The 20426-nt window shown below is 47.9% G+C and carries 26 protein-coding genes; 12 read left to right on the top strand and 14 right to left on the bottom strand.

Features of this window, described 5'->3' with window-relative positions; genetic code table 11:
* Positions 1 to 118: 118 nt before the first annotated feature.
* The 4 genes from IX95_RS01840 to flgA form a co-directional block, all read right to left on the bottom strand.
* Positions 119 to 811 carry a lytic transglycosylase domain-containing protein gene (locus IX95_RS01840; RefSeq protein ID WP_038156284.1) on the bottom strand — a complete coding sequence of 231 codons (693 nt, stop codon included), beginning with the start codon at positions 809 to 811 and terminating at the stop codon, positions 119 to 121.
* Positions 808 to 1251 carry a flagellar protein FlgN gene (gene flgN / locus IX95_RS01835; protein WP_006963064.1) on the bottom strand — a complete coding sequence of 148 codons (444 nt, stop codon included), beginning with the start codon at positions 1249 to 1251 and terminating at the stop codon, positions 808 to 810. Before flgN ends, IX95_RS01840 begins: the two co-directional genes overlap by 4 nt.
* An 18-nt stretch (positions 1252 to 1269) precedes the next feature.
* Positions 1270 to 1551 carry a flagellar biosynthesis anti-sigma factor FlgM gene (gene flgM, locus IX95_RS01830; protein WP_006963063.1) on the bottom strand — a complete coding sequence of 94 codons (282 nt, stop codon included), beginning with the start codon at positions 1549 to 1551 and terminating at the stop codon, positions 1270 to 1272.
* Positions 1552 to 1701: 150 nt separating this feature from the next.
* Positions 1702 to 2499 (bottom strand): flagellar basal body P-ring formation chaperone FlgA, encoded by a 798-nt coding sequence (gene flgA / locus IX95_RS01825; protein ID WP_038156282.1) that lies wholly within the window; start codon positions 2497 to 2499, stop codon positions 1702 to 1704.
* A 78-nt stretch (positions 2500 to 2577) separates the two neighbouring features.
* Here flgA and flgB point away from each other — a divergent pair, with 78 nt between their 5' ends.
* The 12 genes from flgB (at position 2578) to IX95_RS01765 (ending at position 12639) form a co-directional block, all read left to right on the top strand.
* A complete protein-coding gene (gene flgB, locus IX95_RS01820) occupies positions 2578 to 2940 on the top strand; it encodes a flagellar basal body rod protein FlgB (RefSeq protein ID WP_006963061.1) in 363 nt (120 codons plus the stop codon).
* A 2-nt stretch (positions 2941 to 2942) separates the two neighbouring features.
* On the top strand, positions 2943 to 3377 hold the full coding sequence (flgC, locus tag IX95_RS01815; RefSeq protein WP_006963060.1) for a flagellar basal body rod protein FlgC: 435 nt from the start codon (positions 2943 to 2945) through the stop codon (positions 3375 to 3377).
* Positions 3377 to 4057, top strand: a complete 681-nt coding sequence (gene flgD, locus IX95_RS01810) for a flagellar hook assembly protein FlgD (RefSeq protein WP_038156280.1) — start codon at positions 3377 to 3379, stop codon at positions 4055 to 4057. The genes flgC and flgD overlap by 1 nt, the downstream gene beginning before the upstream one ends.
* Before the next feature lie 25 nt (positions 4058 to 4082).
* Positions 4083 to 5279 carry a flagellar hook protein FlgE gene (flgE, locus tag IX95_RS01805; RefSeq protein WP_038156278.1) on the top strand — a complete coding sequence of 399 codons (1197 nt, stop codon included), beginning with the start codon at positions 4083 to 4085 and terminating at the stop codon, positions 5277 to 5279.
* A gap of 11 nt (positions 5280 to 5290) precedes the next feature.
* Positions 5291 to 6022: a flagellar basal body rod protein FlgF gene (locus IX95_RS01800; RefSeq protein ID WP_038156275.1), complete on the top strand. Its 732-nt coding sequence runs from the start codon at positions 5291 to 5293 to the stop codon at positions 6020 to 6022.
* A 21-nt stretch (positions 6023 to 6043) separates the two neighbouring features.
* Positions 6044 to 6829, top strand: coding sequence for a flagellar basal-body rod protein FlgG (flgG, locus tag IX95_RS01795; protein ID WP_038156273.1), 786 nt, complete (start codon positions 6044 to 6046; stop codon positions 6827 to 6829).
* A gap of 25 nt (positions 6830 to 6854) precedes the next feature.
* Positions 6855 to 7526, top strand: a complete 672-nt coding sequence (flgH, locus tag IX95_RS01790) for a flagellar basal body L-ring protein FlgH (protein WP_006963055.1) — start codon at positions 6855 to 6857, stop codon at positions 7524 to 7526.
* Positions 7527 to 7639: 113 nt separating this feature from the next.
* Positions 7640 to 8737, top strand: coding sequence for a flagellar basal body P-ring protein FlgI (locus IX95_RS01785; protein ID WP_269147973.1), 1098 nt, complete (start codon positions 7640 to 7642; stop codon positions 8735 to 8737).
* A 9-nt stretch (positions 8738 to 8746) separates the two neighbouring features.
* Positions 8747 to 9292 (top strand): rod-binding protein, encoded by a 546-nt coding sequence (locus IX95_RS01780; protein WP_038156271.1) that lies wholly within the window; start codon positions 8747 to 8749, stop codon positions 9290 to 9292.
* A complete protein-coding gene (gene flgK / locus IX95_RS01775; RefSeq protein WP_038156269.1) occupies positions 9293 to 10666 on the top strand; it encodes a flagellar hook-associated protein FlgK in 1374 nt (457 codons plus the stop codon). It begins immediately after the preceding gene.
* Positions 10667 to 10681: 15 nt separating this feature from the next.
* The gene (gene flgL, locus IX95_RS01770) at positions 10682 to 11578 is read left to right on the top strand and encodes a flagellar hook-associated protein FlgL (RefSeq protein ID WP_006963051.1); all 897 of its coding nucleotides are present in this window, start codon (positions 10682 to 10684) and stop codon (positions 11576 to 11578) included.
* Positions 11579 to 11595: 17 nt separating this feature from the next.
* Positions 11596 to 12639, top strand: coding sequence for a hypothetical protein (locus tag IX95_RS01765; RefSeq protein WP_038156267.1), 1044 nt, complete (start codon positions 11596 to 11598; stop codon positions 12637 to 12639).
* Between the two features lie 94 nt (positions 12640 to 12733).
* Here the strand turns inward: IX95_RS01765 and IX95_RS01760 are convergent, their stop codons facing one another.
* The 10 genes from IX95_RS01760 to lafA all read right to left on the bottom strand — a co-directional run bounded on the left by IX95_RS01760 (position 12734) and on the right by lafA (position 20409).
* A complete protein-coding gene (locus IX95_RS01760; protein WP_019277544.1) occupies positions 12734 to 13021 on the bottom strand; it encodes a hypothetical protein in 288 nt (95 codons plus the stop codon).
* A 48-nt stretch (positions 13022 to 13069) separates the two neighbouring features.
* Complete coding sequence (locus tag IX95_RS01755) at positions 13070 to 14062, bottom strand: flagellar motor protein MotB (protein ID WP_006963048.1); 993 nt, start codon at positions 14060 to 14062, stop codon at positions 13070 to 13072.
* On the bottom strand, positions 14062 to 14919 hold the full coding sequence (gene motA / locus IX95_RS01750) for a flagellar motor stator protein MotA (protein ID WP_006963047.1): 858 nt from the start codon (positions 14917 to 14919) through the stop codon (positions 14062 to 14064). The genes IX95_RS01755 and motA overlap by 1 nt, the downstream gene beginning before the upstream one ends.
* Positions 14920 to 14928: 9 nt before the next feature.
* Positions 14929 to 15657, bottom strand: coding sequence for a FliA/WhiG family RNA polymerase sigma factor (locus IX95_RS01745; protein WP_006963046.1), 729 nt, complete (start codon positions 15655 to 15657; stop codon positions 14929 to 14931).
* A gap of 12 nt (positions 15658 to 15669) precedes the next feature.
* Positions 15670 to 16167: a flagellar basal body-associated FliL family protein gene (locus IX95_RS01740; protein WP_019277545.1), complete on the bottom strand. Its 498-nt coding sequence runs from the start codon at positions 16165 to 16167 to the stop codon at positions 15670 to 15672.
* A gap of 14 nt (positions 16168 to 16181) precedes the next feature.
* Positions 16182 to 17189, bottom strand: coding sequence for a flagellar hook-length control protein FliK (locus IX95_RS01735; protein WP_038156265.1), 1008 nt, complete (start codon positions 17187 to 17189; stop codon positions 16182 to 16184).
* A gap of 2 nt (positions 17190 to 17191) precedes the next feature.
* On the bottom strand, positions 17192 to 17506 hold the full coding sequence (locus IX95_RS01730; protein WP_019277547.1) for a hypothetical protein: 315 nt from the start codon (positions 17504 to 17506) through the stop codon (positions 17192 to 17194).
* On the bottom strand, positions 17490 to 17876 hold the full coding sequence (gene fliS, locus IX95_RS01725; protein WP_006963042.1) for a flagellar export chaperone FliS: 387 nt from the start codon (positions 17874 to 17876) through the stop codon (positions 17490 to 17492). The genes IX95_RS01730 and fliS overlap by 17 nt, the downstream gene beginning before the upstream one ends.
* 21 nt (positions 17877 to 17897) lie before the next feature.
* Positions 17898 to 19235 carry a flagellar filament capping protein FliD gene (gene fliD, locus IX95_RS01720; protein ID WP_038156263.1) on the bottom strand — a complete coding sequence of 446 codons (1338 nt, stop codon included), beginning with the start codon at positions 19233 to 19235 and terminating at the stop codon, positions 17898 to 17900.
* A 340-nt stretch (positions 19236 to 19575) separates the two neighbouring features.
* Positions 19576 to 20409, bottom strand: a complete 834-nt coding sequence (gene lafA, locus IX95_RS01715; RefSeq protein WP_021458296.1) for a lateral flagellin LafA — start codon at positions 20407 to 20409, stop codon at positions 19576 to 19578.
* Positions 20410 to 20426 lie beyond the last annotated feature (17 nt).

The raw sequence follows: 20426 nt of genomic DNA, 5'->3' as shown, positions 1-20426 counted from the left end.
ACCATCATTAAGTAGGGATATCTTTAGAGCTGTCGGGCATTAAGATTTAAGTGCTAATAGCTTGAGAGCATAAGCGACCATGCGGAGTTGTTAACGTATCTGATTATCCGTTGAGTCTTTATAAGGTGATGAGTGGTGGCAGAGGAGATAGTTCGACAAGCGGTGACTGGTTAAATTCGCCAAATAAAAACAGTGTATTAGGCTGTTTTTCAAGTAGTCTCTCTATCTCAATCAAGCTTCGCAGGGCATAAAATCGATGCACATATTGTGTCGTTTCTGAAGGTAGCGCGAGTGTAGAAAACTGTCTGCTGCCAGACTTTTTAATGGCACGGGATACTCGGCCTTCCCCAGCATTGTATGCGGCAATAGTGAGTGCCAAATCATCAAACTTATTGTGCAAAAACGCCAGATATTCGACGGCTGCCTCAGTACTGGCCTGAATATCAAATCGTTGGTCTTGGCTGGCATCGATTTTAAGACCAAAGCGCTGTGCCGTAGCTGGCATCAGTTGCCATAACCCTGCTGCATTGGCGTGAGAGACAGCTTTAGGATCATAGGAAGACTCTAGCATGGGCAGCAATATCAGCTGTGATGGTAAGGATTGAGATGATAGCCGCTTCGCGATGTCCTCAATCAGAGGTCGGTTCACCGCCAAACGTTGTTCGATGTGCTTTTTATAGGGCGTCAGGACAGCCAGTTCGTGCTCAAATTCAGTAAGTAAAGGTGAGGCGTTGAGAGGGTATACAGTACAAAGATAAACCGACAAGAGCTTGTACAATGCATCTTTCCAACCATTGCGAACATTGATCATCTCAACGATGGCTGTTCTTCATAGGTATGTTGGCTTGGTTGAGTGACATGGCACATCAGTTCATGAAAACTGGCAGAGCTGTGGCCGTTCTCTTGATTGAGTGCGTGACACTGCTTAACCAGAGATTCTAGTTCGCGCCATTGTGCATGAACTTTGCCTGACAACGACGGCGGTAATACAGAAAAAAGTTTGCTAATACCTGCTTGGTCGCTAGTCAGCCGTAAAGCTTTCATGGTCTGGCTACGTTCAGTTGCATGTAGATCAAGCTTTCTAAGCAATGGTTTTTGCTCGGCAAGATTTTGGTTGAGTTTCGCTGCATCAAACGACAAATACAGCGATTTTTGCTCTTGTAACAGTGTCGCTAATTGGCGATACGACTTGATGTCATCGCCTATGGAGGTGAGAAAGCGCTGAATCATGCGAGAGGTTTCAGATGCCATATTGAACTCCAGCCTGCGTTACTCGTGACCAGTATGAAACTGTAGAACCGCTTGAGATAGCGCTTTGGTATCCAGTGCCAACTCGCCTTTTACCAGTGCATTACGGACTTGTTCAACCTTTTCCATATCTACGTTAGGCAGTGATTGCATTTCTGCCTGTGCTTTGTCGATTGCAGCAGTATTGGTATTGACCATGGCTTCTGAAATCGGTTGAGCAGCCGAAGATTCTGCGGGTTTCTTGGAAGCTTGGTTTAGGCTGGTTTGGGGTACGTGGCCGCCTGCAACTTTGTCGATTTTCATCAATGGGTTCCTTAGTCATCGTGGTTACAGGTTTAATGCGACCATGATGCGCGAAACATTAAGTCAAAGTAATCACTTTTTTATATCTACCTGAAATGATTATCTCTTTACGAGTCATAAACAACGAAAATGATAACCGGAGTCCAAAAATCAGAATTGGGTCTGTACCTGATTCAGTCCAGTGACCACCGCTTTTATGACTTTTCCTGAAGAACTGTTCTGCACATCAATTTGTTCACCACGCGTTCCTTGCTCAAGGGCGACACCTTTGGTGGATGCAGTAAATCCGTTTTTGGAGGCGGTAATCACCACTTGATTACCTTTCGCGACCAGAGGCGTGGACTCTAATTTTCTTGGATCTAATATCTGGCCCGAGCGTATTCGCCTAGAGGCAACCATGCCGGAAACTTGAGAGGGCTGGGTGAAGAAATCTTGCTCCCGACTAAGGGTTCTCTTTTCAAGCTTAAGGTTCATCGGTGAAATCGCTTGGTCTCGATTGATGCCTGTTTTGGTGACGACCACATTGAGTGTCAGCGCAGATTTGATGGCGACATTGATACGCCAGTTCGCTGAAGGCACATCGCAGCTGACGGCACGTTTTAGGTTGCCGACAGGGAGCACTTTGTTGTCGATACCTGAAATATTCAGCGGTTTGGGGCAAATGGGCAGATGCTCTGCAGCTGCAGGGACACGAATATCGTAATCGAGTTGATAGTCTCCCCATTGTCTGTTGTCGGCTTGAGTCTGGACCTGTTGTCTAAAGTCGGCCTCTACGGCTTGAATAATGGATTGCTTGGCGCCGATATTTTCACTGCTTAAAACGGCCTGACTGGACAGCATGGTACTGACTAATACAGCCCAGTTTAGAGAGGAAGCAATTCGGTTCCTCTGGCTTTTCAATACTTCCGTAATGCGGAAATTGCATTTCCTTTCTTTTTTGTAAGTCATTGATTTTGTTTTGTTATTTTTGTGGCATGCATCTTGTCTTATTCATCCTTATTCGAGCCGACTTTAAAGGAAAGAGACATGGCAATTTCATTTGAAAATGCGTTGGGTGTTCACCCTGATGCGCTGAATTTTCGGGTTCAGCGTACCAAAGTCCTTGCCAGTAACCTAGCAAATGTTGATACCCCTGGGTATCTGGCTAAGGACCTGAGTTTTACCACTGTAATGAATCAGTTATCACCTCATGGAGTGAACAAACCAGTACCTAAACTGCAGGTCTCTTCTATGTACTCGATTCCTTATCAGAACAGCAAAGATGGCAACACAGTCGAGCTGGGGGTTGAACAGGGCAAATTCACACAAAACAACATGGACTTTCAGACCAGCCTGACATTTTTGAACATGAAATTTCAGGGACTGGCGAAAGTGATAGAGGGACGTTAATCATGTCATTTACCGATATTTACTCGATTGCTGGCTCAGCAATGAATGCTCAGACAGTACGCTTGAATACTGTCGCGAGTAATCTCGCTAACGCGGATGCTGTCTCTGCCAATCCAGATGACGCGTACAAGGCGCTAAAACCTGTGTTTGCTACGGTGTACAGCAAAACTCAGTTGTCAGCGAGTAAAGAGAGTTACCCAAATGCTGAAGTGAGAATTGTCGATGTTGTCCAAAGCGCAGGTCAGGCGGAAAAACGCTTTGAGCCGAGTAACCCGCTGGCTAACGACGAGGGGTATGTTTACTACCCAGATATCGACGTAGTGTCTGAGATGGCAGATATGATGTCAGCCACCCGTAGCTTCGAGACCAATGTTGAAGTGCTTAGCAATGTAAAAAGTATGCAGCAAGGCCTGCTTAGATTAGGGCAGGGCAGCTAATGAGCATCGCTTCTTACAACGCTTTATCTTCTGACACTCCAGTAGGTTCTGGGGCAAATACCACCTCGGTGACTGGTAACCCACGAGATGCCAATAGTGCTACATCGTTAGAAAACGAATTCATCAGCTTGATGGTGGCACAGATTCAGAATCAGGACCCTCTCAACCCACTTGATGGCACTGAGTATGTTAGTCAATTGGCACAGTTCTCTCAGGTACAAAGTACAGAGAACATGGCGTCAATGATGCAAAACAGCATGGTTTTGCTCGATAACATGCAGGTTCTGTCTACGGCCGGGTTGGTTGGTCAGACGGTTTTTGTTTCTGGTAATGAGTTTGAAGTGGGTGACGCAGTTCAAGGTGGAAAAATTGAGCTTCAACATCCTTCAAGCCAAGTCAATCTGGTTGTTACCGATGAGTTCGGCCAGTCAACCAAAGTGCCTTTAGGCGCTCATCCCGCGGGTGACGTGGATTTTAGTATCAACCCTGAAGAGCTCGGTCTTAAACCAGGAATGTATACGGTATCTGTTCAGGTTCAGGAGGGGCAATCTGCTCCAAACATTCTTTTAGCCGGTCAGGTTGAGCAAGTTCGTATCCCAAGCTCAGGCGGCGCAGCGTTCGTTAACATCGAAGGTGTTGGCAGCGTACCTTTCTATCAAATCACTCAGTTTGGTGCTTAACCAATAAGGAAGACAGAGGTTAGTTATGAGTTTTAATATTGCCCTAAGCGGTCTTGATGCGACCAACACAGAGCTGAATACCATCAGCCACAATATTGCCAACGCATCGACTTACGGATTCAAGGGAGCACGTACTGAGTTTGCGGCTGTTTACAACGGAATGCAGCCAGGCGGCGTGGAAGTCGCTTCCATCTCCCAAAACTTTGATAAAAATGGTTCGGTGAGCGGAACGGGTCGTGCAATGGATCTGGCGATCAATGGCAATGGCTTCTTTGTGACCAAAGACAGCGCGGGGCAATTGCTTTACACCCGTTCAGGTGTATTTGGCACGGATAAAGACAATTACGTCATCGGTAACACGGGCGCCAAATTGCAAGGTTACAGCGTTGATGGGAACAACAACCTGCTCACGGGTGCAACGGGTGATATCAAGATCTCGACATCCTCATTGGCGGCTAAAGCGACTGATAAGATGGAGTTCATTGCCAACCTAGATGCAACGAATTCGATTGTCGATCAGACCGTGAATACGTTTGACCCTAACAATACTGATTCATTCAACTCTTCTTACACGACAAAAGTTTACGACTCACAAGGCAAGCCACATACCGTTACGCAGTACTTCACTAAAACTGCTGACAATGCATGGGAAGTGAATGTGCAAGTTGACGGCGGTGCGGGCGCTGTTTCCACTGTGGCGATGACGTTCAATCCAGATGGTTCAATTGCGACGCCAACAGGCGCTTATAACGTTTCGTTCCCGGCTGCGGGCGCAAACCCAATGAGCATCGACATTGACCTGTCAGGCAGCACTCAATTTGGCACAGGCTTTGGTGTTAGCACTAACAACCCGAATGGTTACACATCGGGTGAACTCGCGGGTGTTCGCGTAGAGGATAACGGCATGGTCTACGCCACATACACTAACGGTCAGTCCCAATTGCAGGGCCAAGTCGTGCTGGCGGATTTTGCTAACCCTCAAGGCCTCTCAAAAGTCAGCGGCACTGCTTGGACTCAAAGTTTCAGCTCAGGTGCGCCAGTAATGGGTGTCCCAGGTTCTGGCACTTTGGGTGATCTAACACCGGGAGCGCTAGAAGGTTCAAACGTCGATCTGACGAGCGAGTTGGTCAACCTGATGACAGCACAGCGCAACTATCAGGCGAATGCAAAAACCATTTCGACTAATGACAAACTGACTCAGGCGTTGTTTAACGCAATCTAACGGAGCCTGATATGGACAGTTTGCTATTCACTGCAACATCTGGCGCGAGTCGAGTCCTCAAGGCTCAGCATGTTCGCTCAAACAACTTATCCAATGCGGATACCGCTGGTTTTCGTGCTGACATGGAGCGTGTCTCGAGTGTTCAGCTTCAGGGTTCAGGCTTTGATGGCCGTACTATGGTTGTGACCAACTCTGCGTCTACTCGTTTTGATGAAGGTGACATCGTTAAAACAGGTCGCGCGTTGGATGTTGCCGTTATGGGGGAAGGCTATCTGACCGTTCAGACTGCAGATGGCCAGGAAGCGTATACCCGCGCAGGTAACATCAAAGTCGATCCGTTTGGCGCTTTATCTATTAATGGCTTCGCGGTTATCGGTGAAGGTGGCCCTTTGGTTCTGCCAGATTATCAGAAAGTTGAAATCAGCGAACGTGGTCGTATTTCTGTCGTCCCTCCGGGCGGTGGCGCTGAGCTTGAAGTAGGCACGTTGAAGTTGGTGAAGCCGGAAACCACTCAACTGCAGAAAGAGAGCGATAGCTTACTTCATAGCGTTGATGGCAACCCATTTGAGGTTGACCAAACCGTTCAGCTTGCGCCAGAGCATATTGAAGGCAGCAACGTATCAGCAATTGATGAACTGCTGAACGTGATGTCTCTGACACGTAACTTTGAAATGCAGGTGCGGATGATGAAAACCGCAGAGACTTTGGCGCAGGCCGGTAACAAATTAATGTCGTCACGCTAAGCGCGGCGCAAGGAGTAGAAAATGCACTCAGCTTTATGGGTAAGTAAAACGGGCATGGCAGCCCAAGATACCAAAATGACTGCCATTTCCAATAACTTGGCAAACGTTAATACCGTTGGCTTTAAGCGTGACCGAGTAGTGTTTGAAGATCTGTTTTACAGCATTCAACGCCAACCGGGTGCGCTGGTGGATCAGGTTAACGAGCTGCCAGCAGGCGTTCAGTTAGGTAGTGGTGTACGAGTGGTGGGCACACAGAAGGTGTTCACTCAAGGCAATACACAAAACACCAGTCAGGAGTTGGATCTTGCTGTGATGGGGCAAGGTTTTTTTCAGATCGAAAATTCCGATGGCCAGATCATGTACACCCGCAACGGCCAGTTTCACGTTAATTCGGAAGGCTTGATGGTTAATAGCCAAGGCCTGCCTTTAGAGCCGCAAATCCAGATCCCGGAGAACGCGTTATCGGTTTCTGTTGGTGTGGATGGCACGGTGTCCGCTACTACAGCTGACAGCACTGCACCACAAGAACTCGGTCAAATCACCTTGGCGAAATTCATCAACCCAGCCGGCCTAGAAGCCGTGGGCGGAAACTTGTTCCGTGAAACGGAAGCCAGTGGTCAGGCGAATGAGCTGATTGCCGGAGAAGACGGCGTAGGCAGCATTAAGCAAGGCTCTTTAGAAGGCTCAAACGTGCAGGTGGTAGAGGAAATGGTCGACATGATCACGACTCAGCGTGCCTACGAGATGAACGCCAAAGTCGTTTCGGCTGCGGATGACATGCTGAAGTTTGTCGCTCAGTCGGTGTAACCGTTAGGTAATAAAGGAACAGGGAATGAAGGCATTATTGAGAGTGTGGCCTCTGGTTGTCATTTTGCTTGCTGGGTGCGCTGGTCGTCAGGAGTTTACGCCTCCTGAGCCTGATGAAGAAAAATACGCACCACCTACGCTGGATTATTCACTTCCAGCTGCACAAAACGGCAGCCTCTATCGTCATCAATACTCCATGACCCTGTTTCAGGACAGGCGAGCATACCGTGTTGGCGATATGCTCACAGTCGTCCTTTCCGAAGAAACGGAATCGAGCAAAAAAGCCGATACCAAGTATGGCAAGAACTCGAGCGTCGGTTTTGCTGCACCGAGTTTAGGAGGCAAAACCATCGATGAGCTCGCCGCCAGCGTTGATGCTCAACGCGCTTTTGATGGTAGTGCTTCCAGCTCTCAGGGCAACAAGCTCGAAGGCGCTATCACAGTGACAGTTCATGAAGTGCTGCCTAATGGTGTCTTGCGTATCAGTGGAGAGAAATGGATTCGTCTCAATCAAGGGGATGAGTTCATTCGCCTAACTGGCATTGTACGTGTTGATGATATCAGCCGTAACAATCAGGTATCTTCCGCACGAATCGGTGATGCGCGAATTACATATTCGGGTCGAGGCACTTTAGCTGATAGCAATGCTGCTGGCTGGTTAAGCCAATTCTTCAACAGTCCTTGGATGCCGTTTTAATGAAACAGAAAATGACTATGTTTACCGCCGTTCTTAGCTCTCTATCTCTTCGATTCAGCCCGTTTCGCTATGCGCATGAGAAGAGGGTTGCCAATAAAAGAGATTCATTCTTGATGGGGATGCTGCTGGTGTTGTCACTAGGGGCAGCGTTACCTGCTCAAGCTGAAGTTGAAATCCCTATCATGGACTTAGTTGATGTTCAGGGTATTCGTGAAAACCAATTGGTTGGTTACGGTCTAGTGGTTGGCCTAGACGGGCAGGGCGACCGCAATCAGGTTAAATTTACCGCGCAATCCATCACCAATATGCTGCGACAATTTGGTGTTCAAATCGACGACAGTACCAACCCTAAGTTGCGCAATGTTGCTTCAGTGAGCGTCACTGCAACCGTTGAGCCGATGGCAGGTGCGGGCCAGACATTGAATGTAGTGGTGTCTTCCATCGGTGATGCCAAGAGCTTACGAGGCGGTACCTTACTGCTGACACCATTGCGCGGCATCGATGGTGAGGTGTATGCCGTTGCTCAGGGCAACGTTGTCGTGGGCGGCGTGTCTGCTGAAGGAAAAAGCGGTTCTAAAATCGTCATTAATACGCCTACGTCAGGTCGTATCCCTGGTGGAGCGACACTCGAACGAGAAGTACCCAATGATTTTTCAGAGCAAGATAACGTGGTACTTAACCTGAGAAAACCAAGCTTTACGACAGCTAAGAATATTGCTCGTGAGATCAACAACATTTTCGGACCTAAGGTCGCAATAGCAAAGAACAATGTTCGTATCAGCGTCAAAGCACCCAAGGATAGCCAGCAGCGTGTTGTCATGATGTCGATGCTGGAAGAAATCAGCGTGGCGGAAGGACGTAAGCCTGCGCGTATCGTTTTTAACTCTCGTACCGGTACCGTTGTGATAGGTAAGAGCGTCAAGGTCAGTGAAGCGGCGGTGAGTCATGGCAACTTAACGGTCACCATTGCAGAGTCGCAACAGGTCAGTCAGCCAAACGCGTTTGCTGATGGTGAAACAAAAGTTGTCGACCAATCGTTATTAGACGTCAGCGAAGAGCAAGCGCAAATGGTGATCTGGCCTCCGGGTACTGAACTCAACACGATCGTCAGTGCGGTAAACAGTTTAGGGGCGACGCCAACGGATTTGATGTCGATTCTGCAAGCCTTGCATGAAGCAGGTGCGTTGAACGCAGAGCTGGTAGTGATTTAAGGAGTTTTTATGAAATTTGACGGACTGAATGAACAGTCACAAATGAACTCGGTGCTTTATCACGATAACAGCGCTCTGATGAACATAAAGAACAGCAACGAACAAGGAGCCGCACTGGAGACAGTAGCGGGCCAGTTTGAAGCGATGTTTTTGCAGATGGTGCTGCGCCAGATGCGCAGTAGCAGTGACGTGTTGGCCGATGAAGACAGTCCGTTTTCCAGCCAGCAACAAGGTGTTTTTCGCGATATGTACGATGGTCAGCTAGCGATTGAAATGTCTAAAAAACAGCATTCTGGCATCTCAGAGATTTTGATTAAGCAGCTCAGTCCTTCGATTTCGGAAGTGGAATTTGAAACCAGCGTGTCAGCCTTACCGGCAAATGACAACCTCAATGAGGTGGAAGCAAGCTCACACGCAGAAGCATCTGTAACGTCTAATTCGGGCCAAACGCTTCATTCCACTCAGGAGACGGTCGTCTCAGTTAGACAAATGTTGGGCGAAGTCAGCGTGACCACAGCCTTCGCTCAACCATTGATTCGAAAAATGGAGCTGTAAATGAACCTCGTCAATATCGCCCTTTCCGGCCTCAATGCGAATCGCGTGGCATTGGATGTCACGGCGCAGAACGTCTCCAATATCAATACACCGGGATACAGCCGTCAACAAGCCTTGATGGCTTCTGTTGGTGGAACGAAACACGACAAGCTAAGCCCAGGGCTGGGCGTTGAAGTGACCAGCATCCGTCGAGTAACGGATGAGTTTCTAGTCAAGCAAACTTGGGCGACAAACAGCCTTTCCGCTTACGCCACGCGATACAGCAGCACGATGAGCCAGCTGGAAAATACGCTCGGCGCTGACGGTTTCAGCCTTTCAGCTGGTCTGGATACGCTATTTTCAGCCCTTAATGATGCAACGGTAAAACCAGAATCGGTCCCTTATCGACAGCAAATCATTAATGAATCAGAAGCTCTCGCGCGTCGTTTTAATACCCTCACCGAATCACTTTCTCACCAGCATAAAGACGTCAATGACCAGCGCAATGCGGCTATTTCTCATGCCAACAGCTTGATAAGTAACATTGCTGATGTGAACAAGCAGATTGTTGAGATGGAAGGCACAGGGGGTAATCCTGCTCAGTTAATGGACACTCGTGATGCGTTAATTGGTGAGCTGTCTAAAGTTGTGGAAGTGAAAACGACGTCACAGGCCGATGGCAGCTTGCAGGTTACGCTTTCTTCTGGACAGCCACTGGTCATGGGTGGAGATGCTGCAGTGCTTAAGGCCGTGCCTGATCCAAGCGATCCATATCTTGCCGATTTACATGTTGAGTTTGGTACTCAGAGTTTTGCGATTACTGATACACCAGGTGGGCAAGTTGGTGCACTGACCGACTATCAGACGGAGGTGCTAAAACCATACCGTTCTGCGATTGACGATATGGCTAAGGCACTTGCTGATGAATTCAACGCATTGTTGGTAACCGGCCAAGACCTCAATGGCAATGCTGGTAAGCCCTTGTTCAGTTACGACCCTGCTAACCCAGCTGCAAGCCTGACGATTACCGACCTCAAACCAGAGGAGCTTGCTTTGTCTGGTGACGGTAATCCTGGCAATGCCGATGTGCTGGACAGCTTAATTGCAGTCAGCAATAAAGCCGTGTCAATCAGTGGTTTTGGTTCAGTCACATTAAACGATGCGTTTGCTGCCATGGTGGGAGAAACGGCCATCAAAGCACGTCAGGCGGATGCGGATTATCAGGCAAAGCTGTCGATGAGCGAACAAGCAATGGCAGCCCGAGATAACGTCAGCGCAGTAAACAGTGATGAAGAAGCGGCAAACTTGATGACGTTTGCCAACGCTCACAACGCCAACATGAAAGTGATCAGCACAGCAAATCAGCTGTTTGATTCCGTTCTTCAGTTATTCTAATTACAGGGAACTCAGATGAGAATTAGCGATACTCAATTCAGTCAGATGATGCTGCAAAGCTTGCAGATTAATAACGCCGGACTTGGACAAGTTATGCAGCAAATGTCCACCGGTGAACGTCTGACCAAATTGTCTGATGATCCAATGGCATCAGTTCAATTGCTTAACTTAGAGCGTGAAGGCTCAGCCATTACACAGTACAAGAGCAATATTTCCAATGTGAAGACAGCATTATCCAACCAGGAAGTTCAACTTGACTCAGTGAATGAAAGCCTGAAGAAGATGAACGAACTGGTTCTATGGGGAGCGAATGGTACGTTAACCGACAGCGATCGTACTGGCATTATCAGCGAACTTGAAAGTCTACGTTCTTCTGTTGTTTCATCGTTTAACGCTCAGGATGAAGAAGGCCGTTACTTGTTCTCCGGAACTAAAACAGACACGGCAGCTTTGTCTAACGCGAGTGGGAGTTACGTAATCCAAGGCAACAGCGATAAACGCGTTGTCACAGTAGCGAAAGGTGTCACAATGGAATCCAATATGACTGCACAGGAAATTCTGGATCTAGGTGGCAATAACGTTCTTAACGATCTTGATGCTTTGATTGCAGAATTCCAATCACCCACACCAGCTTTTCGAACTACGGTTGAATCGACGCTCAGCTCTATCGAAGCAACATCCAGCAACGTGTTAGCTGCGATGACTGAAATGGGTGGTCGTCACAACAACCTGGATTTGATGGATAGTGCTCATGGTGAGAATAAGTTGTTTGTCGATAAGGTCAGCAGCGATCTCTCCGCACTAGATTATGGTGAAGCTTCAGTTCGTTTGAGTAACTACATGGCCGCATTGCAAGCGACTCAAGCCAGCTACGTTAAGATTAACGATCTCAACTTATTCGACCGCATCTGATAAGCAGGAATTGAAATATGGTAATGAGCACAGTTGAGGTTCGCCCCCACAATGTCAGATTGACTGGGCACGATAGAGCTTCTATTTCTCCTCCTCGTTCTTCGGAGTCTCATGGTGGCATAGGGCAGCGTAAACTAGCTGCCCAAAACCAAACACCAGCATCGTATTCGGTGTCTGGTGTTTTGCTTACTCAGGGGCAGCAAAATGCGACTTCAGTTCAGATTGCGACACGCTCCTTGCAAGCCATTGGCGGTGAATTGGCCAAGATCAAGCAAGGCCTCACTCGGGCAATGAATCTTGGTGCCGGTAATGTTTCTGGTTTAAAAGAAGGCTTAACAGGATCCAAAGCTAACATAGAGCGCATTCTAGACAGCGCACGTTTTGACGGTAACAAAGTGATCGACAACGAGTTGAAGCTCAAGATCGACAAAGCGGATATGCGCCGTTTCTCAATCCCTGGACTTAACATCCATCGTTTGAGTGACAAAGCTGAGCAAATTCGCCTTGATTTCCCGCAAGGCAACTCAGTGATGGTTCAGTTTGATGGTCAGTCTGAGGGCAAGCAAACCGTCAAAATGTTAGACCGGAGTCTGATTCCTCTTGGGCTCAGAGCCACGTTGTCTGAGGATGGTACCATTCTATTTGAATCCTCCGAGAAGGCTTATCAGCAAATGCAGCAAAAGGTGATGGTCACTGGTCAGGGGCATCGCTTTCCAGCAGGGCAATCCAATGTTATGACGCTTAAAGCAGAGCCAGAAGGCATTGCGGAGCTGAGTTTCGATTTAAGCTCTCGAGAAGGCATTAAACAGACCATTGCTAAGGTTAATCAGCACTTCCGTCAGGTACAGGTAGGGCTAGAGCAGGCGAGTGTAATTGGCTCTGAATTGACAATGCAAATGCAGACACTTCATAAGCAGTCTTCGGTTATTTCTGCCCACCAAGTCGAAGACAAACTTAAACTATTCGATGAGAACTCTGACCAATTCTCGACAGCCTTTATGGCACTTAATGCTCAGGCGAACGTAAAACGTCATTCTGTGGTGGCGTTAATGAGAAGCTAAGGCGGAAGCCCGGCTAAAATAATTTACCGATTTTTATTGCTCGTTTGGCTCTTCATTAATTGAAGAGCATTTTTTTGCCTAAAGCAAAGTCGCGTCAGACCAGAAAAAAGAAGTATAGGAAGCAGACGAAAGCCAGTAGCGTTGCCGATAACGTTGGGTAAATAATGTAAGAATCGCGTTTATCAGTACGCTGAAAGCAGAGAAAAGTGAGTAGTACATTGTAGAGTAGCAACAGAGTGCTGATGGCCGTGCCTCCGTTTAGAGTCAGGTTATACAGCTGACTGAGAAACAAAGAAAGCAACACGTAGTCGATGACAATCAGCCACATAAAGGCTTTTTGTAATCCATCTTTTTTTGCGTGTCGGACCGTATATTGAGGCATGTGCTTTTACGTTTGAGTTAACAGGCGCTGCAAGAGCGCCTGAGAGAGTTAAAGTTGCTGAAGCTTTGGCTTCGAAGGAGCTTGAGTATCTGAAAAGTTAATCACTTCTTGGCGAATAACCGGCTGATTAAATTCCGCCTTCTGTTTGGCTTTTTGCAGTTCGCTGTCAGCATTATTACCAAAGAAGGTTTCCAATACCTTGGCGGCTGGCGTGGTGAGGATAAACAGCTCAATGCGTCGATTCTCACTCGATTCTGGTTCATCACCATTGAGTAAGGCGCGATCTGACATCCCTGTGACTTGCAATACTCGTTCGTCGGGCATCCCACCAGCGACCAGAGTGTGTCTAGCGGCATTCGCACGTGACGCGGACAGCTCCCAGTTAGAGCGACGCTCAACATGCCCTTTAAAGCGAGTAGAGTCAGTATGACCGCTGATGATCAGTGGGTTCTCGACACGTTTAAATACAGGCGCTAATGCAAGAAGCAAATCTTCGAAGAATGGCGTCAATTCAGAGCCACCACGACCAAACATGTGCTGTTTGTAGTCGTCTTGGAGAACAATACGTAGACCTTGTGGTGTTACAGTGACATTAACATTCCCCTGAGCGCTGATTTGTCGAACCGCTTCCTTAATGACTTTCGCCAGTGCAGCCAGACGTTCCTGTGTGTCGAATGTTCCGGGAATCAGAGAGTCTGTTTCCGGACCTTCACCATCGCCCTGAAAGAATGAACTGACAATGTGGGTTGAATCATGTCGGCTCGGTACGGAAGAATCGGCGGCCAAATCAATAGGAGAGATACTTTGCGAGGTATCAAACGGATTACCGTAACTCTTATCAAACACGCTCGCACTCTGAAGGTGAGCGACAATCGCCTTACGTTCTTCTTTGTCAACAACTTGCATCACCCATAAGACCAGAAACAGTGCCATTAAGGCGATCATGAAATCAGCGAAAGCGACCTTCCAGGCGCCTCCGTGAAATTCATCGTCATCGACAGTTTTTGTTCGTTTGAATACCACCTGTTCTTGTCTTTGCATTACCCCTCCTGCTCAGCGAGCCACTTCTCCATCTGATTGAATGTCGGTTTAATGTCTAACTGGATGTGTTTACGGCCAGCATCGATGGCAAGTAAGGTTGGCTTCTTCGCCACATAAGCCACAAGTGTTGCTCTGACGCACTCGAATGCGGTCATGTTGCGCTTCACGCGCTGTGCCATGGCATTGCTAAGTGGATCAAGACAGCAGTAACAACCGAAGATACCAACGAATGTTCCAACCAGAGCCGCAGCGACGTGGTAACCCACAAGAGCGATTGAGCCGTCAATAGCCTGCATCGTAATGATGATGCCGCCAACCGCCGCCAAGATACCAAAGCCCGGCAGTGCTTCAGCCGTTCTCTGCATTGAGCGAGAAGGGAGTAGCATTTCTGTTTGAATGGCTTCGATTTCCTGTTCCAGTAAACCTTCTAATTCGTGAGGCGACATTTGACCCATGGCCATTAAACGCAAGTTGTCAGTAATAAATGAAATCAGGCGGTAATCTGAACCAACTTTCGGGTAGGCGAGAAAGATCGAGCTCTGATCTGGAGCCTCGATATGAGAATCGAGAAACTTAAAGCCTCTGCTGCGCGCTGTTTCAAGCAAGTTGTTAAGCAGAGCCATCAGCTCCATGTAGTATTCATATTCTTCGCGTGGTGCAGAGATGGTGGCACGAACTTGCTGACGCATCTCTTTCAGGACTTGTGGCGGGTTACCTATGATCAGAGAGCCAGCAGCGGCGCCAATGATGATCAGAAATTCAGCTGGTTGCCAGATAGCGCCAAGCTTACCGCCCGCCCACATATATCCGCCAAAGACACACAGTAAGACGGTGATGGCTCCAAAAAACTTTTGCATTTGTGACTCCTAGGAGGATAAGTAGTGGTTGAGTTGTTTGAGTGCTTGTTTGTGTAGCTGACAAATCCTCGGAGGCGTCAGATCAAGCACTAAAGCGATTTCGTGAAGGTTGAGTTCGTGTTGATAAAACAGCGTCAGCAGCAGTTGATCTCTTTTGGGCAGTTTATTCAGAGCAAATTCAAGACTGCGACGAGTTTGCTCATGGGACATTCCGTCATAAACAGCGTCAGATTGTGCTTCGATACCGTTTTCAATCAATTGATCCAGGCTTTGCATTTCCCCAGCGAGGGCCGCGTTTTGGCGAGTCAGATAATCTTGTTCGTCTGTTCCCAATGCTTTGATGATTTCGGCATCGGTCGGTTGCCGGCCAAGAGAGCGCATCAGATCACGAGTGACATCATTGAGCTCATGAGCTTGTTGACGCGTTTTTCGTGATCGCCAGTCAAGCCGGCGCAACTCATCCAGTATTGAGCCACGGATCCGACAGACCGCGAAGGCAGGGAAGTTGGGGTCCTCAACGTTTCCGTATCGACGGCCCGCTTCCAGTAAACCAATAAGGCCAATTTGCTGCATGTCTTCGATGCTGCAATGCGGTGTAGCATGGGCTCTGAGTTGATTGACGATACGGTTGACCAGCACTTGGTGCTGTTTGAGCAACTTGTTCTCGTCAATAGGAATGGAAGGTGAACTGATTTCACCTTCGACGCCGTATTCTTCCTGAAAGTTCATATCCAACATGGGCCGTGCTCCTTATTGCACGACGTATTTCGTCAGCAAGACGTCATCGATATCGCGAAGAATGTCGGTTTTCTCAAAGGCTAGCAGCACCGTTTGTTTGACCTGATTCTGGAGCAGGTTAACTGCGCCGTCCTGATGCAGATCTTCGTAGGTTTTGTCGCTGAAAAGCTTCAGTAGTGAATTGCGCACAATTGGCATGTAGTCATCAATATTTTGAATGCGTTCTGGGCGGCGAGTTTCAATCGCGACTTCCAGCATGACGAAGTGGGTCTGGCGCTTTCCTTTAACGCTGAGGACAATTTTGTCCAGTGAGTGGAAGCTAGGCGTCTGAGCTGGGTTGCGTTCTTCGGTAAGGAAGGCAAGGGGAGAATCTGCGAAAAATGATTCTGAATTGTTACTATTCCCCGATTGCTTTAAGAACCAAATTCCACCAACTACGGTTGCGGCTGAAACCAGGGCACTGGTGAGGATCATCGCTGAAAATACCGCGATCATTTGTTTTTTTGTCATAACCCTATTCCTAATTATGCGTGTGTGCTGAGCCAATGCTCTGATGGATCATTGGGATTGTCTGCATTGGCAAACTCGCGACTATCGAAAATGTGTGTTTGTTGTTCACCTTGATGAGGTGACTGGTCGCGTTCACTTTCTCCTGAGCCTACGTTGACGTCGACATGGACAAAGTTCTGGTCTTGCAACTCAGCTCGCAGCCGGTCAGAAACCTGAAGTAAGGCCTCGCGGGTTGCTGCCGCATTAGCGTTGATTTGCACATTGAGGCGGTCGCCATCAACGCGTACCAGCAAGTCCAGCTTTCCAAGCTCTGGCGGATCTAGACGGATCTTGGCTTCTTGCATGCTTTGTTGTGCTTGAAGTGAGACTCTGTCATGCAATACCTGCATCATTTGTTCGCCCCACTTAGCCGCACTGGTATCAACTTTTACCGCTGCCCACTCTGCTGTTTGTACAGACGTTGCTATAGGTTGCTGGTGAGAGGTTTGAGACTGTGGCTGTGCTTGTGTTGAGGCCAAGGTTTGCAGAACATTCTGAACTGATGGGCTCTGGCTTACAGGCGTGTCGATACTCAAAGGCCCGCTTGTCTGCTTCACCAGTTGATGGTTTATACTCTGCGGTGTCATTCTGTCTGACGAATTTGTGCCCACTGAGCCTGTCATAGCATCGAACGTTTGAGCACCGCTTGCTACTCGCTTTTGTTTCAGCTGTAGCAAAGCTAAAGCGTCCGAGGTTGCGGAGTGTTCTTTAAGTAGGTGAGGGCTTTCTATCAGTAGCGTAGTCGTATGATCTGAGCTATTTTCCTGCCCTAGCATTTCCTCGCTATCATCCGTGAAGGTCACGACAGTTTGTTCAGCATTTGGCTGACTGCCAGTAAGCGTCGATGCTGGTTGCCCCATGAGAGTAAAGCCAGTGTTTTGTTCGGCAGTCTGACCGAATCCACGGGCTTTTTGGATCGTACCGTCAGCGGACAGCTGCTCTGGTCTTTGGCTTGTCATGGTGTGCATTGAAGGTGTGTTCATTGCTAGTACTCCATGGTCATCGCAAGCTGGTAAGCTTTTGCACGTTCATGCTGAGCGTCGACAACATTAATCTCTGCTTCCAGTTCGTTAATGGCCTTATCCAGTGCGTCAAAAGCTTGTTTGTGTACAGCTTTCACTTCGGTAATGACAGGCGCGAGTCTAGGATCTTTGAGGTAGGGCTGATGGCTTTCCAGCAACTCTCTCAATTGAAGGTCGTAGCGTTTTAAACCTTGCCAGTCCTGGGTTTTTGTCGCGATATGAATCAGTTTCGCGAGATGACGAAATCGTTCAGGGGACACTTTATGCTTGCTGACCAAAACTCATCCACCCCTCACGTATATTGTTCATGACATGTTCCACACTGGTGAGTTTGTCCAGGTTGTTTTGTACGCTTGCCTGATAAAGCTCAACCTGACAAAAGTCGTATAGCTGGTGGAGGTTCTCAGCGATTTCGCCGCCATTCTCTGCATCAAGTGCGCTATCTAGGCCAACCAAAATATTCATGCACTTATTGATGCCAGCCCCTTTTTCTGCAAGGCGACCTGAGGCCATGTGGCCTCGAACTCGTTCAATTTCGTTGAGTAGTCCGTCTATTAACATCACTACCAATTGATGTGGGTTCGCCGAGGCAGCCTGGGCATCAAGATCGACTTGCTGATAAGAGTTGTAGCCTGAGTCCATTAACATAAAAACGTCTCCTGGTGCCCATTAACCAAACATCGACATGGTTTGGTTCATTTGGCGCATAATGGTGTTCATTTGGGTAAATTGTTTGAGGTAGCGGTCGTAAGCCATATCGTATTTACGGTCCAGTACGACCTGTTTGTCGTTGATGCGATCAATGTTCTGCTTTAGTGCGTCCTTGCGAGATTTAAACAGACCGGAAGAGAACTGCAGGTAAGGCTCGATGATGGTGTCGATGCTATCTAGCAGGTTGCCGTCACCGTTGAACATTGCTTCAAGGCCTGTACTGTTATCGATTTGAGCCTGCTCGAACTTTTCTGAATCGAGCTTCATTTTTCCGTCACGATCGATCTCAATACCGACCTGACTCAGGCGAAGGCCACCGAAATCTCCACGCACAACAGACTTCACCTGGCTTTCAATCGCTCGTAGGGTTGGGTCACTGGCTAGAACAGCCCGAGTGTTGTTTTCCGTGTCTACTTTGGTGTATTCGTCAACGGTCGACATCAACGTGTTATAAGCGTCGATAAATTTGTTGACCTGCTCTTTAGTGGCGTCATTGTCACCACCGACGCTGAGGGTTAACGGCGATTCGCCGGTTTCTTGGGCTTTGCTGACAGTGATGTCGAGGCCATCAATAGCATCACTAAACGTATTGCTGCTGCCTTCGAGTTTAAGGCCTGAGTCTTTCGCCCCTAGCCAAATGATTGCGTCTTTTGCTTCGCTGATTTGATTTAGGTTGGTGAAGGCATCTTCAAACCAACTCTGTCCAGTCCCTGTCGCCGAGACTTCAATCTTGTTTGCTACCCCAGTTTCTTCACTGGAGAGCATGAAGTGGGTTTTGCCACCCGAGCGAACCAAGGTGGCGTTTACGCCCGGATTATCGGGGTCATTGTTGATGGCTGAAGTTAAGTCAGCCATGGTTGCCTTACCATCTCCGTCATTGTCCAGAGTGGAGAGATCCAGCGTCATTGTCTCGCCGTTGATTTTAAACTCGAGCGTACCAGTCAGAGGCACTTCCGTTGTAGACTCCAGATCGGCAGGCATGCCCGTTGATACCTGGTGCGTTGTCGCGACTTGTTCAACAAAAATCTGATAACTGCCCTTGAGCGCTTTGGAGTCAGCACTGGCAGTGAAGAAACCCTCACTCGACACGGTTGCGCTATTTTTGATGATTCCTGATGTGCTGTTGTTCATCTCATTCACAGCAGTCCGGAATTCACGCAATGCCGATTCAACTTTGCCAAGTGCATCCAGTTGAGACTGATACTGGGAGGCTTGAGTGGTGTAGCGTTGTTTGAACGACTGGACATCAAAGGTTGCCAGTTGCTGTGCCATCGTTGCTGGATCGATCGAACTCATCAGAGTACTCCCTTGTCTTTTGTGTATGACCGTTGTGGTTCATACCACCATCATCTTTCTGATTTAATTAGAGAAATAGCAAGATGAATGCCATGCAGTTAGCTTTTAAATATCAATGACTTATGCATTCATTCTTGGTTTTGCGGAAGTACGACTTCCCATTGCTGAGTTCCGCTGCTTCCTTGAATGAAACTCAGCTTTGCTCAATGTTTTAAGGCGACCAAATGGCAGGGTTTGTTAAATGAAAAAGGTTTTGACTAGGAGTCTTAAAACAAAAAAAGCCTCCGCAAGGGAGGCTAAAATCACTGGAGTAAATAAATAGAAGAGTGTCTCTTGCCAATTAGCGAAGTAGAGACATTGCCATGCTAGGCATTTGGTTCGTTTGAGCAAGTACCGTTGTACCGGCTTGCATTAGCATTTGGTTCTTCGTCATGTTTGAAGATTCCACAGCGAAGTCTGCGTCTGTGATACGACCTTTCGCAGCAGCCGTGTTTTCAGATACGTTTGCTAGGTTATTGATGGTGTGGTCTAGGCGGTTGATATTAGCACCTAGTGATGAACGCACTTTGTTGATAGTGTCAAACAGACCATCAACAGTGCCGATTGCTGTTGTTGAGTTAGCAAGGTCTGTGATGTCGCCAATAGAGGCAGCATCGAATTTAATGTTACCTAAATCAGTTGAGATGTCTAATTGTAAAATTTCTGTTGCTGACGTACCGATTTGGAATTGAACTGCAGCACCTAGTTTACCACCTGATAGAAGCTTTTGGCCTGCGCCGTATGAAGTCTCAGTCAAGATACGTTCTGCTTCTTTACCTAGCTCCGCATATTCTGCGTTTAGTGCTGTTCGCTCTGAAGCTCCATTCGTGTCGTTCGCAGATTGTGTAGCAAGATCTTTCATGCGGTAAGCAATGTTAGTCAGCTCCTCTAGTGCGCCGTCTGCCGTTTGCAGCATTGAGATTGCGTCTTGAGAGTTACGCATTGCAACAGACATACCACGAGTTTGTGCTTCAAGTTTGTTTGCGATAGAAAGACCTGCTGCATCATCCGCTGCAGAATTGATACGCATACCAGTACTTAGGCGCTCCATAGCGGTAGAGAGTAGATCGTTTGTGCTGCTTAGTGTGTTCTGTGTAACTAGTGATGCGTAGTTAGTGTGCATTGATAAAGCCATTATGGTCTCCTTCGTTT

This window comes from Vibrio sp. B183 (genome assembly GCF_000740665.1).
Lineage (GTDB): Bacteria > Pseudomonadota > Gammaproteobacteria > Enterobacterales > Vibrionaceae > Vibrio > Vibrio coralliilyticus.
This window is presented reverse-complemented; position numbering and strand designations above follow the sequence as displayed.

What these genes read in the sequence shown, in the direction of transcription:
- IX95_RS01840 (WP_038156284.1), bottom strand. Translation starts at nt 811, where the DNA reads ATGATCAATGTTCGCAATGGTTGGAAAGATGCATTGTACAAGCTCTTG.
- flgN (WP_006963064.1), bottom strand. Translation starts at nt 1,251, where the DNA reads ATGGCATCTGAAACCTCTCGCATGATTCAGCGCTTTCTCACCTCCATA.
- flgM (WP_006963063.1), bottom strand. Translation starts at nt 1,551, where the DNA reads ATGAAAATCGACAAAGTTGCAGGCGGCCACGTACCCCAAACCAGCCTA.
- flgA (WP_038156282.1), bottom strand. Translation starts at nt 2,499, where the DNA reads ATGACTTACAAAAAAGAAAGGAAATGCAATTTCCGCATTACGGAAGTA.
- flgB (WP_006963061.1), top strand. Translation starts at nt 2,578, where the DNA reads ATGGCAATTTCATTTGAAAATGCGTTGGGTGTTCACCCTGATGCGCTG.
- flgC (WP_006963060.1), top strand. Translation starts at nt 2,943, where the DNA reads ATGTCATTTACCGATATTTACTCGATTGCTGGCTCAGCAATGAATGCT.
- flgD (WP_038156280.1), top strand. Translation starts at nt 3,377, where the DNA reads ATGAGCATCGCTTCTTACAACGCTTTATCTTCTGACACTCCAGTAGGT.
- flgE (WP_038156278.1), top strand. Translation starts at nt 4,083, where the DNA reads ATGAGTTTTAATATTGCCCTAAGCGGTCTTGATGCGACCAACACAGAG.
- IX95_RS01800 (WP_038156275.1), top strand. Translation starts at nt 5,291, where the DNA reads ATGGACAGTTTGCTATTCACTGCAACATCTGGCGCGAGTCGAGTCCTC.
- flgG (WP_038156273.1), top strand. Translation starts at nt 6,044, where the DNA reads ATGCACTCAGCTTTATGGGTAAGTAAAACGGGCATGGCAGCCCAAGAT.
- flgH (WP_006963055.1), top strand. Translation starts at nt 6,855, where the DNA reads ATGAAGGCATTATTGAGAGTGTGGCCTCTGGTTGTCATTTTGCTTGCT.
- IX95_RS01785 (WP_269147973.1), top strand. Translation starts at nt 7,640, where the DNA reads ATGGGGATGCTGCTGGTGTTGTCACTAGGGGCAGCGTTACCTGCTCAA.
- IX95_RS01780 (WP_038156271.1), top strand. Translation starts at nt 8,747, where the DNA reads ATGAAATTTGACGGACTGAATGAACAGTCACAAATGAACTCGGTGCTT.
- flgK (WP_038156269.1), top strand. Translation starts at nt 9,293, where the DNA reads ATGAACCTCGTCAATATCGCCCTTTCCGGCCTCAATGCGAATCGCGTG.
- flgL (WP_006963051.1), top strand. Translation starts at nt 10,682, where the DNA reads ATGAGAATTAGCGATACTCAATTCAGTCAGATGATGCTGCAAAGCTTG.
- IX95_RS01765 (WP_038156267.1), top strand. Translation starts at nt 11,596, where the DNA reads ATGGTAATGAGCACAGTTGAGGTTCGCCCCCACAATGTCAGATTGACT.
- IX95_RS01760 (WP_019277544.1), bottom strand. Translation starts at nt 13,021, where the DNA reads ATGCCTCAATATACGGTCCGACACGCAAAAAAAGATGGATTACAAAAA.
- IX95_RS01755 (WP_006963048.1), bottom strand. Translation starts at nt 14,062, where the DNA reads ATGCAAAGACAAGAACAGGTGGTATTCAAACGAACAAAAACTGTCGAT.
- motA (WP_006963047.1), bottom strand. Translation starts at nt 14,919, where the DNA reads ATGCAAAAGTTTTTTGGAGCCATCACCGTCTTACTGTGTGTCTTTGGC.
- IX95_RS01745 (WP_006963046.1), bottom strand. Translation starts at nt 15,657, where the DNA reads ATGTTGGATATGAACTTTCAGGAAGAATACGGCGTCGAAGGTGAAATC.
- IX95_RS01740 (WP_019277545.1), bottom strand. Translation starts at nt 16,167, where the DNA reads ATGACAAAAAAACAAATGATCGCGGTATTTTCAGCGATGATCCTCACC.
- IX95_RS01735 (WP_038156265.1), bottom strand. Translation starts at nt 17,189, where the DNA reads ATGAACACACCTTCAATGCACACCATGACAAGCCAAAGACCAGAGCAG.
- fliS (WP_006963042.1), bottom strand. Translation starts at nt 17,876, where the DNA reads ATGTTAATGGACTCAGGCTACAACTCTTATCAGCAAGTCGATCTTGAT.
- fliD (WP_038156263.1), bottom strand. Translation starts at nt 19,235, where the DNA reads ATGAGTTCGATCGATCCAGCAACGATGGCACAGCAACTGGCAACCTTT.
- lafA (WP_021458296.1), bottom strand. Translation starts at nt 20,409, where the DNA reads ATGGCTTTATCAATGCACACTAACTACGCATCACTAGTTACACAGAAC.